Genomic DNA, 11,901 nt, shown 5'->3' with positions numbered 1-11,901 from the left:
GCATCACTGCACACAGCCGCTGATGAAGCGCTTCAAGGTGCCCGGCACCACCCGCGCCAGCTTTTATTTCTACAACACGCTCGAAGAGATCAATCGCCTCGTCGAAGTACTGCTCCTCGCGCGTAAGTTCTTCACCTGACCATGCTCTCTGACGACCTCCGCGACCTCTACCAGCAGGTGATCCTTGATCACTCCCGGAACCCGCGCAACAGCGGCGAACTCCCACCGCCCTGCCTCCACGCCCACGGCGACAATCCCTCCTGCGGCGATGAAATCGACGTTTGGGTGCGTGTGTCTGACAAAGGGGACATCGAAGACCTCAAGTTCACCGGCCAGGGCTGCGCCATCAGCCAGGCCAGCGCCTCAATGATGACGCAGAAGATCAAAGGCAAGTCCAAGGACGAAGCCGCCGCCGTGCGCGAAGACTTCCGCCGCGTGGTCATGGGCGACGGGGCCCCCGCCAACGAAGACGCCCTTGGCGAACTCATCCTCCTCGAAGGCGTGCAAAAATTTCCCCAGCGTGTGAAGTGCGCCATGCTGGCTTGGCGCGCGCTGGAGCAGGCGCTGGAGGGGAAGTAGTGTGCTGAAACTCCCTGAGCAAATGCTTGTCAGGTCGGATCGGGACCGTAATTTGCCGCATGACACTCACCATGACCATCCCGGACAGCCTTGCTGCCTCCATTGGCAGTGCGGTGGATGAGGTGCACCGACGTTTTATTGAAGGCTACGCCGTGCAGGCGTACCGTTCCGGCACGTTCTCGACGGCGGAAATTCGGGAGTTGCTCGGCCATGCCTCGCGTTGGGAGACGGAGGACTTTCTCGCCGCTCATGGTGCCTGGCCTGATCCGAGCGCCAGTGAAGTGATGGAGGATCTGAACAACCTTCGCGCTCTCGGTGCTGCGTGATTGTCATCAGCGACACTTCTCCGCTGCGCTACCTCGTCGCTATCGGTCATGTCGATGTGCTGCCAGTGCTTTATGGCCGCATTCTTTGCCCGCCGGAAGTGCTCGCTAAATGTCAGCATTCGATGTCACCCGCTGCGCTGCGGGCTTGGACCGCCAAACCACCTGACTGGCTGGTCGTTGTCACGTCGGTTTCGTCATGGACTCACAGTGAACTCGCCCGCCTGGATGAGGGTGAGGTAGCCGCCATACGCCTGGCCCATGAGCAGGCCGCTGATTTACTGCTTATGGATGAACGTAAAGGCCGTCAGATCGCCCAGCGCCTCGGATTTCGCGTCTCCGGTATTCTTGCCGTCATTGCAGATGCCGCCCGACGTCAACTGCTCGATTTTGATCAGGCTGTCTTGAAGCTGACCCAGGAAACCAACTTCCGCGTTTCACCGCAGGTGCTCGACGCCATCCGTTCGCAATTGTAAATTCACCACCATGCCTGAACTCCCCGAAGTCGAAACCGCACTGCGAGGTGTCTCGCCGTATGTGATTGGCAAACGGGTGCGGGAGGTGATCGTGCGGGACAAGCGGCTGCGCTGGCCGGTGCCGGACACGATTCATGAACTCGAAGGCTGCCGGATTGAGACAGGCATGCGCCGGGCGAAGTACCTGCTGTTTGGATCTCCCAAAGGCACGCTGCTGCTGCATTTGGGCATGTCGGGAAACCTGCGTGTGCTGCCTGCGGAAACGCCCTTCAAGAAGCATGACCATCTGGCCATCACGCTGGAGGGCGGCAAGCAACTGCGTCTGCACGATCCGCGTCGCTTCGGCGCGGCGTTGTGGATTGAGGGGGATCCCATGGAGCATGCGCTGCTCAAAGACCTTGGCCCCGAGCCGTTGGGGGATGACTTCACGGCGGAGCATTTGCAGGCGGCCTGCAAGGGCAAGACGGCAGCGATCAAGCAGGTCATCATGGATGCTCATGTCGTGGTCGGCGTTGGCAACATCTACGCCAGCGAGGCCTTGTTTATGGCGGGCATCAATCCCCGGCAGGCGGCTGGAAAAGTGACGAAGCCGAAGCTTGGGAAACTCGTGCAGGCCATCCGCGAGGTGCTGGCGGCTTCCATCGAAATGGGCGGCACCACGCTGCGGGACTTTTTGAACGAGAGCGGCGAGCCCGGTTACTTCAAGCTCACCCTGCGCGTCTATGATCGGGCTGGTGAGCCCTGCCGCGTCTGTAAAACGGAGATCCAGCGCATTGTTCAGGGGCAGCGCTCGACGTTTTTTTGTCCGACCTGCCAGAAGTAGGCGGGATCCAACGCGAAGCGCGAATGCCCGCGAATCAAACGCGAGTGGCGCTGGCAGGCGATTCCAACAAGCTTGTTGGGGGAAAGGGCAAAAAAGTTGTGATTCTTTCGTTCGTCATTCTGTCATTCGTCATTCAACATTGCTGAGCCATGTCCACGTCTTTACCACCGCTGCGCAGTGCTCACGATTTAGAGCGTGTCCTCGAATTTGAATTCGTGCGTGCCACGGAAAACGCCGCATTGCAGGCCATCCACTGGCTTGGCCGGGGTGAAAAAGAGCTCGCAGATGGAGTCGCCTGCAGCGCGATCTATGGCGTCTTCGACATCCTCGACATTCGTGGTGAGGTGGTGATCGGTGAAGGCATCAAGGACAACGCGCCCGGCATTTTCGTGGGTGAACACCTAGGGACCTGGCGCGATGGATCACCTCGCTTCAATATCGCTCTCGATCCCATTGATGGCACCAGCAACATTGCCAAAGGACTGCCTAACAGCATCTCTGTCATCGCTGCGGCGCAGATTCCTGACGGTGCGCCGTGCGCCATGAAAAGCATTCCGAGCTTCTACAGCCACAAGATCGCCTACGGGCCGGCGGTGAAGAAGGCGCTGGAGGGCAGGGGAGACCGTTGCTTCCTCGACATGCCGCTGCAGGATGTCATCACCTTTGTGGCCCAGGCCTTGGGCAAGCGTGAACGCGACCTTGTCGTTTCAACCATGGATCGTCCGCGCCATCACGAGATCGTCGAGCAGATCCGCCGCTCCGGCGCTGCCTTGAGAATGGTGACGGATGGCGACATCGCTGCTGCTGTCGCGCCCTCGATGTCAGAGTCCAACTGTGATCTCTACGTGGGCATGGGCGGCTCTCCCGAAGGCATTCTGGCCGCTGCCGCGCTGAAATGTCTCGGTGGAGACATGCAGCTGCGCATGTGGTTTCATGATGAAGCCCACCGCGCCGAAGTCGCGGCGTACACGCCTGCTGCTGAGATGGAGCAGGTCTTCCGCGTGCATGAACTCATCGTGGGAGAGAGCGCCTTGTTTTGCGCCACGGGCATCAGCGACAGCCCCCTGCTGCCCGGCTGCCGGCTCGTCGGTCACCGCGTGGAAACGCATTCCATCCTGATGCGTTCACGCAGTGGCACAGTGCGCCGCATTCACGCCACGCATGATCTGGACCGCAAGGTGGTGCCGCTGCGGGCTTAACCGGCGCAAATGCAAATCTCCCGGCGATTGCCCGCAAGCTGCGTGGCAAACACGGGGGAAGGGGCGAAGTCGCGGATGGTGTCAATGAACTCGTGGGCTCGGTCTTCGAGGGCGGGGGTATTGAGCTTGATCGTGAGGATCAGCCGCCGTGCCTGCACGGCATCCTGAATGCGTTGAATCTCGGGGATCACCAGCGGCGGGGCGAGATTGATGTCACACAGCAGCAGCGCGGCTTCGCGTGGCAAGGCGGTGAGATTGAGCCGGCCTGCGGCAGTGCGCCAGTGGTCGAAACGGACACCTTTGGCTTTGGCGAGTTCGAGCACACGCGGGTCCATTTCACCGGTGTCGATGCCGAGAACGTTCATGCCGCGTTGAATCAGTGCATAGGTGGCGCCGCCGGGAGCGCAGCCGAGGTCGAGGGCGGTCTGCCCGCTCAGATCAAGCTGATCCCAGCCACGCCAGGCAAGCGCTTGTTCGAGTTTGAGCCAGGCGCGTGAGGGAACGTCTTCTGGCAGCGCGATGCGGGGCAGGCCACCGGGATCGGTATGCATGCCAGGTTGATGCTCGTGGCAGCCGAGGAAGAGGGGCTCTTCATTCGTTTCGCCGACGATGACGTCGAGAATGAGATCGCCCTGAGCGATGGTAGGGGCGGTTTCGAGCGCGACACCCGCCTGTGCGAGTGCGGTGGTGATTTCAGCGGTGAGTGCGTCGATGCGCTGCCAGGTGGCGGCTTCCACACCGTCCTCTGCCGTGATGCGCGGGAAGACGTGCAGGCGAAGGGACTTGCTGCCGAGGCTGCGGGCGTGCTCGACCAGTTCGGCCAGTGTTTTGCACAGGCCGAGGGAGATGCCGCTGACGCGGGCAAAGTGGCTGAGGTTTTTCGGAGGGCTGAAGCCTGGATGCTTCACCTTCCAGGTGATGAACTGGGGCTTCATGAACGCAGGCGTGAGTTCACCGACAAAGTGGCTGGCGATGTCGCGCTTGAGCGTGGCTTCAGATCCGGCCCGGCAGGTGGTGAAACGAAAAGGTGTGTTCATAAAGGGGAAAAAGAAAGGCGGAGCCAAGGCTCCGCCCTCCGTGGTGAATGGGGTTACTGAAAAATTACTCGACGCCCTTCCAAGCTCCGAAGCTGGCACCTTCGGTGATCCACTTCTTGATGAGGTCGATGTTGGCCGGGGTGACACGGTCGCCCTTGCCTTCAGGAGGCATGGCCAGGTCGTCGGTGTCAGGAAGTGCCATGGTCTTCACCAGCCAGCTGGCGTCAGGCTTGCCGGCCACGACGTTTTCATCCGGGTATTCTTTGCCGCCTTTGATGATGGCAGCAGCGCTGTCGAGGCGCAGGCCGCCTTTGGGCTTCTTGATCTTGCCATTGTCTTCGTGCTCCTTCTCGTGGCACTTGAAGCAGCTCTCCTTCAGGATGGGGAGGATCTGCTTTTCAAAGTCCACTTTGCCTGCGTCCTGCGCGCTGGTGGTGGAGGTGACGGAGACGCCGAGGGCAAGCACGGCGGCAAGGGTGAGGGCGAGGGTGTTTTTCATGATTGTGGTGTGACGTAGCAACGGACAAAGATGTTCGCGGGATTTTTTGCGGTCAAGCAGCAACCCGGAACGGATCGAAGCCGATTCACAAAAGTGAGGCAAGGTAAATATTTCGGTAGCCTTAAATAATTTCGTCTGCCACAATTACCAGATTGTTGTCATGAGTCGTGCCGCTGCTGCCTCCCGCCCCCCTCGCGCCCGATCTACGGACGAGAAGGAAAGCCCATGGAATGACGTCTTCGGCATCCTGTTGCTGATGCTGGCGGCCATGCTGCTGCTGGCGCTGATCTCGTATGATCCGCGCGACATGCCGTCCTGGTCCTTCCTGGCGCTGTCGGAATCCTCCGGGGACACGACGCATAATTTTGTCGGCCGCATTGGCGCGCTGGTGGCGGGGCACATGCTCTGGCTCATGGGCTTTTCGGCCTATCTGCTGCCCTTCAGCATGACGTGGTTTGGCGTTTGCAAACTGCACTCCAAGATGAAGATCACCCGCGCCGCCTGGCTGGGCGTGGCCGTCATGATCATCAGCGGCGCCGCGCTGCTGGAAGTGCAGAGCCTGCTCAGTGAGCGGGATCATTTCACCCCATTGGGCGGTTCGGGCGGGCTGGGCTATGTCATCGGCGGCACTTTCTTGAAGCATCTGCTCGGCAAGGTGGGGGCCACATTGGTTCTCGGCACCATTTACATGGGCGGACTCTTCCTCGTGACCGGCCAGCACCCCCTGACGGTGATCCAAAACATTCGTTTGGAACTGACACGCTGGAAGGCGGAGCGCGAGGCTCAGCGCCTGATCCTGGAGAAACTGGCCGAGGAAGCCGCGAACACCATTCCTGGCACCGTGACGCCCGTGCCGGAAGGCCTGCGGCGGAAGAAGAAGGACAAGGGCATGGAGCTGCGCGGGGACACGCCTGCTGCTGCGGCCACCAACATGGAGCTGCCGCTCAAGTTTGATCCGCCACCACCGAAGATCATCGACTCCTCCGTTTCCCGTGCGCATGAGGACCGCAGCGACAAGCCGAAGCTGGCCGAAGTCTGGGAACAGAAGCGTGCGCAGAAGATGGAGCAGGCGCCGCATGGCTCGCTGGGAAATCTGACCAAGCTTTTCAAGGACTACAAGCTGCCCTCCATGGAGCTGCTGAAATGGCCGGAGGAAACGAATCGTGCTCCCACGGACAAGAGCGAGCTTCTTGGCATTCAGGCCACCATCGTCAAAGCGCTGGCAAGTTTTGGTATCAGCGTGGAGCCGGGGGATATCACCCGTGGCCCTGCCATCACCCGCTATGAAGTGCGTCCCGTCGATGGTCTGCGCGTGAGCCGCATCGCCAATCTGGATGCGGACATCGCCCGCGCCACACGCGCGGAGCGAATCAACATCCTCGCGCCGATTCCCGGCAAGGATACCGTGGGCATCGAGCTGGCAAACTCGGAGAAGACCATCGTGCCGCTGCGTGAACTGCTGGAAGACGATGTGTTCGTCAACGGCAAGTCCAAGCTCCCCGTCGCACTGGGCAAGGACGTGTATGGCAAGACGATCATTGGCGATCTCGCAGCCATGCCGCATCTGCTCGTCGCGGGTGCCACGGGCAGTGGTAAGAGTGTGTGCATCAACAGCATCATCACGAGTTTGATCTGCCGTTTTGCGCCGGACGAGCTGCGCTTCATCATGATCGACCCCAAGGTCGTGGAAATGCAGAACTACGAGGAGCTGCCGCATCTGGCGCTGCCGGTGGTGACAGATCCCAAGAAGGCGCTGCTGGCCCTGCGCTGGGTGGTTAAGGAGATGGAGAACCGCTACCAGATCTTTGCGCAGGAAGGCTGCCGTAACTTCGAAGCCTTCAACAACCGCAATATCAAACGCAAGGCCGAGGCAGACGCCGCCCGTGCGCGCAATGCCGCTGCTGCTGCGGCGGCACCCGTGCCTGCAGCCACCGTTGCTGCCAAGGCGAAAACCAAGGCCGGAGTGGATGACGCGCGTGTCTCCGCCGCTTTCGCCGAGGAGGCTGCGCAGGAAAACGAGGCTCCGAAGACCGCTGAAGTCGGCACCGTGGATGGCGACAACGAATTGCGCGATGCCAGCGGCACCTGGCTGGGTGATTCCCAGGCCCCACCGCCGCGCAGGCAGGAGGTTGTTATTCCTGACACGATGCCCTACATCGTCGTCATCGTGGACGAGCTGGCGGATTTGATGCAGACCGCACCTGCGGACATCGAAGTGGCCATCGCCCGCATCACGCAGATGGCGCGTGCGGCCGGCATTCACCTCATCGTGGCCACGCAGACTCCGCGTGCGGACGTCATCACCGGCGTCATCAAGGCGAACATCCCGACGCGCATCGCCTTCCAGGTTTCATCTGCGCTGGACAGCCGCGTCATTCTTGATCGCAAAGGTGCGGAAAACCTCGTCGGCAAAGGGGACATGCTCTACGTGCCGCCCGGCGGTGCGCAGCCGATCCGCAGCCAGGGCGCGCTGGTCACCGATGACGAAATTCACGCGCTGGTGCAGCATTGCGTCGCGCAGGGCAAGCCGGTCTTTGACGTCAAAGTCGATGACGAAAGCGGCGAGTTTGGCGATGACGAAGATGGGGATGAAGATGGCGTCAGCTCCGACGAGCAGGAATGCCTGGAGAAGTGTCTTGAGGTGATCCGTCAGGAAAAGAAAGCCAGCACCAGCCTGCTGCAGCGCCGTTTGCGCCTCGGCTACGGCAAAGCCGCCCGCATGATCGACATCCTCGAAGACCGCGGCATCATCGGCCCTGGTGAAGGCGCCAAGCCGCGCGAGATTTTGGTGCAGATGGATTGATCCGAAGCGCACTCAAGGTTCCATGAGTCAGCATTGAGATCCGAGGTCGAATTTTGGACAGGATTAATAAGATGGCAGGATTAACAAAATTTTGCTTATCGGCTCAATTCAGCACGAGATCTCAAATCACGACGTTCTAATCCTGTGTCATTCTGGGAATCTTGTTAATCCTGTCTGATTCAACCAGTCTGGCTACCCATTCGTTTCACCCGCCGTGGAGAATCCCGCTGGTCACTTTGTAATCGACAATCGGCCGCCAGCCTCAATCCTCATCGGTGATGAAACTTAGCAGCTTATTTTTTGGTGATGTGGCAGACTTGTTTCAGGACTCACGCATCGACAAGGCCGTGTATGAGGCTGAGAACGCGAAGCTGAGCGCCAGATCTACCTCGGTGCGTCATGCCCAGATTCTGAAGGATGCGAACGAGAAAATTCTTCAGCTGGAGCGGGACAACGCGCTGCTGGGATTGGTGCTGCTGAGCCTGCTGCGCAAGTCACAGCCGGCCGAAGTGGAATCGATCGCAGACGAGGTCAGGACACTGCTGGCAGCCAGTGAAAAATCGCAGCCTCGCTCGCTTAAGTTTCTGCGAGAGGCCCTGGGACTGCCGCCTGTGACGGAGCAGCCAGGCGGCATTTATCAAAAGCCGGTGGCGTCAACGCCATTGCGTACACCGGGGCCGCTGCAAGCAGCACCACCCCCCAAGGATCCCAAGCCTGCCGCTGCCAAAAAGTGAAATCACTACGAAGGTGACAACCACCCTTGCGCAATGGGAGCCGCTGGCGAGAATCGCCCCATGTCCGACCACGCAGACTTCCGCACCCTGTTCACCAGCCTCAAGGCCGAGATGCAAAAAGCCATCGTCGGCTACGATGAACTTCTCAGCGATGTGCTGGTCGCCATCTTCTCCGGCGGGCATGTCCTGCTGGAAGGCGTTCCCGGTCTCGGCAAAACCTACCTCGTGCGCACGCTCTCGCAGGTGGTCGGCTTGGAGCCCGGTCGTGTGCAATGCACGCCCGACCTGATGCCAGCGGACATTCTGGGCACGCACATCATTGGTGAAGACGAGAAAGGCCACCGCACGCTGCGCTATGAAAAAGGCCCGGTGTTCAAGAACCTGCTGCTGGTGGATGAAATCAATCGTGCCACACCCAAGACCCAGGCCGCGCTGCTGGAAGTGATGCAGGAACGCTGCGTGACCACCGGTGGCGAACGCCATCTGGTGCCGGAACCCTTTCTCGTTCTCGCCACGCAGAACCCGATGGAGATGGAAGGCACCTACCCGCTGCCCGAGGCGCAGCTCGACCGCTTCATGTTCAAGATCAAAGTGCCGTTCCCGGATCTCGATTCGCTCGTCGAAATCTCACGCCGCACCACCGGCTTCACCGAGCCGAAACTCGCGACAATGACCGACGGGCCGAAGCTCATCGAACTGCAGCAGATGCTCTCGAAGATTCCTGTGGCCGATCCCGTGGCCCATTACGCGTCGCGGTTGATTTTGAGCAGCCATCCCGAGCAGCCGGATGCGCTTCCTGAAGTGAAGCGCTACGTCTCCTACGGAGCCAGTCCGCGCGGCCTGCAGGCCCTCATTCGCGGAGCCCGCGTCTGGGCCGCCATCCAGGGCGCCACCGCCGTCTCCACAGACGACATTCGCGCCATCGCCCACGTCTCACTCCGCCACCGCATCATCCTGAACTTCGAAGGCGAAGCCGGTCAGGTGAAGGTGGACGACATCATCACCAAGCTGCTCGATCAGGTGAAGACACCGGCGCAGCAGGCGGCGTGAGGAAGGCAGGCTGTCATTGTTGCGATCTTTGGCGGTGGAAAGCCCGCCGTCTGCGCCATCTCCAGAGGGCGTCACTCAGCGCACGGCACAGCATGAGAAACCAGATCAGCAGACCTGCGCCCACCATGCAGAGATTCACCGTGAAGTTGGGGGACTCACCGTCATTTAAAATCACAAAATCCTCAGCCAGATTCATGTTCAGCTTGGCCAGTCGGGCCCGCATGAAAAGGTCGTAGAGGATGCCGTAGCGGGTCAGGCCGGTGATGTCCTGCCGCATAAAAAGTTTGTCCGCCTGCTGTGAAGCGGCAGCGACCTTTCTCTTCATCGTGGTGCTGGACTGGCTCAGATTCTTCAAGGCGGCCGCGACGGCTTGATCTTCCGTGGACAGGAGGATGTGAACCGGTGCATCCCTGGATTCTCCGATGGGCCTTATCGGGATGAAAACTTCCGCGACTCTTCCCAGCCGTGCTTTGTAGGCTGCCTCCACCAGACTGATCTGCGCGTCCTTCAGCGTCATCCATTCGGCGTTCGGCTTTTTGGCAAGGTAGTCGGCTACCGTGATCTCCAGTGGGTCTGGGTTCTTCAGCGCCACATAGACACCTTGGCCGCCGATGATCAGCAGGGCCAGGATGGCCATGTAACCAAGGAAGCCCAGGCTGGTGAAGCCTGCCGGGTGGTTCAGGGGGCGGATTTTCACGCGGCCTTCAGAACCCTCATCATGGGAGATTCATTCCTCATGCTTTAAGCCCGCGGCGGCAAATTGGGGGCTGGTGGCGGTGGCGTTGCCGGTTCACTCTTGCCTGCTTTGCGCAGCTTGAAAAACCCGATCAGCACCCCGATGCCCAGCATGGACATGCTGCCCAAGAGGCTGGGGGCTGCGCCGTCGTTCATGATCACGAAATCTGGAGCCAGCTTCATGTCCAGCTTGGCCAGTTTGGCTCGTGTCTTGTCATCGGAATCAATGCCGAAGCGGATCAGGCCGGAGACGTCTTTCTGCATGAAGAGCTTGTCCGCATGGCGTGAGGCGGCATTCAGCGCCTCCTTCATGGTGCCGCTGGATTTGTTGAGGTCCTCCAGTGCCGCCACGATGGTGTCATCTTTGGTGGAAAGAAGGATGTGCACCGGGCCATCGGTGGATTCACCCTTGGGGCGCACGGGAATGAAAATCTCGGAGATTTTTCCGAGCCGCTCTTTGTGGGCTGCTTCGAGAAGATTCAGCTGCGCATCCTTCAGCGTCACCCATTCGGCATTCGGCTTCTTCGCAATGTAATCACTCACCGTGATCTGCAGCGGCTGGCGGTTCTTCAACGCCGTGTAGACCCCCTGACCGCCACCCCAAAGGAGCGCGATGACTATGAGGTAACCGAGGCAGCCCAGGCTGATGAAGCCCGGCGGGTGATTTAGGGGGCGGATTTTCATGCAGGTATCTGCTTACCAAAATAATCTTAGCCAGCGCAAGAGAGATTCTTGCCAGGATTGAAAAAACCTGCTTCAAACGGGACTCGCCACTCCTCATGAACACAGCACCTTCCTTGCCCGCGACGACCGATACCTGGTCTCAAGACGACGTTTCCGCTTACTTAAATCAGCCATTGCTCGACAAAGGACGCCCGATGTCAGGGACGGAAGGCATGAGCCTCCAGCAGATCGAGGACGATGTGCTGCGCGGCGGGCGCTTCCGGATTTTCCGCTACAATTTTTCCATTATCGTCATCAGCTTCCAGCGGAGCTCGGGCATTCAATACATTCGTGCGGGTCATGGGCCGGGCGCGCATGCCTGGCCGTGGACCCTGCTTTCTCTGGTGGTGGGCTGGTGGGGCATTCCCTGGGGCATCTTTTTCACCATCCAGACGCTTTACACCAACTGCATGGGCGGCAAGGACGTGACCTCCGAACTGCTGGCTTCGGTGGTGGGGGCGCAGCGCGCTGCGGGAATCATGGCGCAGGCGCACAAGCCGCAGTCTGACATTCTGCTGTGGTTGCTGCGTATTTTTGTCCTGTTGATTCCGTTGAGTATCTTTGCAGCAATCGCGAGCGTGGAGCACACTTCTCGATAAGATTGCCGGATCCGACACACCTAAATGCCCGAAACCCTCGAACGCGAAGACCTATTCGATGCCTCCTTTCTGGACCGGCTGAGGGTGCTGGCGCTGCGCCTGCGCAAGCGGCGGCAGTTGATGCGGCGCGGGTCGCAATCGACCTCCGCCACGGGCTTCACGCGGGAGTTCAAGGACTACCGCCACTACACGCCGCGTGAGGACTACCGCGCCATCGACTGGCGTTTGTATGCGCGGCTCGACAAGCTCTTCGTGCGTCTTTATGAGGAAACTCAGGAGCTGAACCTGCACATCATGCTGGACACCAGCACCTCCATGGCG

At 60.0% G+C, this 11,901-nt stretch carries 15 protein-coding genes; 11 read left to right on the top strand and 4 right to left on the bottom strand.

The window, feature by feature from the left end; translation table 11 throughout:
* From ACIREA_RS15625 to ACIREA_RS15600, 6 genes are all read left to right on the top strand, one after another.
* A partial coding sequence (locus ACIREA_RS15625; RefSeq protein WP_397383222.1) for an aminotransferase class V-fold PLP-dependent enzyme occupies positions 1–139 on the top strand: 139 nt, incomplete at its 5' end.
* A gap of 2 nt (positions 140–141) precedes the next feature.
* Entirely contained in the window at positions 142–579 is a 438-nt protein-coding gene (gene sufU, locus ACIREA_RS15620) for a Fe-S cluster assembly sulfur transfer protein SufU (RefSeq protein WP_397383221.1), read from the top strand.
* 59 nt (positions 580–638) lie between these two features.
* Positions 639–905: a UPF0175 family protein gene (locus tag ACIREA_RS15615; RefSeq protein WP_397383220.1), complete on the top strand. Its 267-nt coding sequence runs from the start codon at positions 639–641 to the stop codon at positions 903–905.
* Positions 902–1,378, top strand: coding sequence for a DUF3368 domain-containing protein (locus ACIREA_RS15610; RefSeq protein WP_397383219.1), 477 nt, complete (start codon positions 902–904; stop codon positions 1,376–1,378). The genes ACIREA_RS15615 and ACIREA_RS15610 overlap by 4 nt, the downstream gene beginning before the upstream one ends.
* 10 nt (positions 1,379–1,388) lie before the next feature.
* Entirely contained in the window at positions 1,389–2,201 is an 813-nt protein-coding gene (gene mutM / locus ACIREA_RS15605) for a bifunctional DNA-formamidopyrimidine glycosylase/DNA-(apurinic or apyrimidinic site) lyase (RefSeq protein WP_397383218.1), read from the top strand.
* A gap of 149 nt (positions 2,202–2,350) precedes the next feature.
* Positions 2,351–3,400 carry a fructose-bisphosphatase class II family protein gene (locus ACIREA_RS15600; protein ID WP_397383217.1) on the top strand — a complete coding sequence of 350 codons (1,050 nt, stop codon included), beginning with the start codon at positions 2,351–2,353 and terminating at the stop codon, positions 3,398–3,400.
* Here the strand turns inward: ACIREA_RS15600 and ACIREA_RS15595 are convergent.
* Complete coding sequence (locus ACIREA_RS15595; RefSeq protein ID WP_397383215.1) at positions 3,397–4,437, bottom strand: SAM-dependent methyltransferase; 1,041 nt, start codon at positions 4,435–4,437, stop codon at positions 3,397–3,399. The two genes, ACIREA_RS15600 and ACIREA_RS15595, sit on opposite strands and share 4 nt — an antisense overlap.
* A 64-nt stretch (positions 4,438–4,501) precedes the next feature.
* Positions 4,502–4,936 (bottom strand): c-type cytochrome domain-containing protein, encoded by a 435-nt coding sequence (locus ACIREA_RS15590; protein WP_397383214.1) that lies wholly within the window; start codon positions 4,934–4,936, stop codon positions 4,502–4,504.
* Between the two features lie 160 nt (positions 4,937–5,096).
* Between ACIREA_RS15590 and ACIREA_RS15585 the strand changes: the two genes are divergently transcribed.
* The 3 genes from ACIREA_RS15585 (at position 5,097) to ACIREA_RS15575 (ending at position 9,523) form a co-directional block, all read left to right on the top strand.
* The gene (locus tag ACIREA_RS15585) at positions 5,097–7,739 is read left to right on the top strand and encodes a DNA translocase FtsK (RefSeq protein WP_397383213.1); all 2,643 of its coding nucleotides are present in this window, start codon (positions 5,097–5,099) and stop codon (positions 7,737–7,739) included.
* Between the two features lie 278 nt (positions 7,740–8,017).
* Positions 8,018–8,473 (top strand): hypothetical protein, encoded by a 456-nt coding sequence (locus tag ACIREA_RS15580; RefSeq protein WP_397383212.1) that lies wholly within the window; start codon positions 8,018–8,020, stop codon positions 8,471–8,473.
* Positions 8,474–8,533: 60 nt separating this feature from the next.
* On the top strand, positions 8,534–9,523 hold the full coding sequence (locus tag ACIREA_RS15575; protein WP_397383211.1) for an AAA family ATPase: 990 nt from the start codon (positions 8,534–8,536) through the stop codon (positions 9,521–9,523).
* Between the two features lie 13 nt (positions 9,524–9,536).
* Here ACIREA_RS15575 and ACIREA_RS15570 read toward each other — a convergent pair whose 3' ends face one another.
* Together ACIREA_RS15570 and ACIREA_RS15565 are read right to left on the bottom strand one after the other, a co-directional pair.
* On the bottom strand, positions 9,537–10,220 hold the full coding sequence (locus ACIREA_RS15570; protein WP_397383210.1) for a hypothetical protein: 684 nt from the start codon (positions 10,218–10,220) through the stop codon (positions 9,537–9,539).
* A 44-nt stretch (positions 10,221–10,264) separates the two neighbouring features.
* Positions 10,265–10,942, bottom strand: a complete 678-nt coding sequence (locus tag ACIREA_RS15565) for a hypothetical protein (RefSeq protein ID WP_397383209.1) — start codon at positions 10,940–10,942, stop codon at positions 10,265–10,267.
* Positions 10,943–11,037: 95 nt separating this feature from the next.
* Between ACIREA_RS15565 and ACIREA_RS15560 the strand changes: the two genes are divergently transcribed.
* Both ACIREA_RS15560 and ACIREA_RS15555 read left to right on the top strand, forming a co-directional pair.
* A complete protein-coding gene (locus ACIREA_RS15560; protein ID WP_397383207.1) occupies positions 11,038–11,580 on the top strand; it encodes a hypothetical protein in 543 nt (180 codons plus the stop codon).
* Positions 11,581–11,604: 24 nt separating this feature from the next.
* Positions 11,605–11,901, top strand: a 297-nt coding sequence (locus ACIREA_RS15555) for a DUF58 domain-containing protein (RefSeq protein WP_397383206.1), incomplete at its 3' end; no start/stop codon positions are given.

The organism is Prosthecobacter sp. (genome assembly GCF_044373815.1).
In the GTDB taxonomy this organism is placed as follows: domain Bacteria; phylum Verrucomicrobiota; class Verrucomicrobiia; order Verrucomicrobiales; family Verrucomicrobiaceae; genus Prosthecobacter.
The sequence above is the reverse complement of the archived record's forward strand: the minus strand, read 5'-3'. Positions and strand labels throughout refer to the sequence as shown.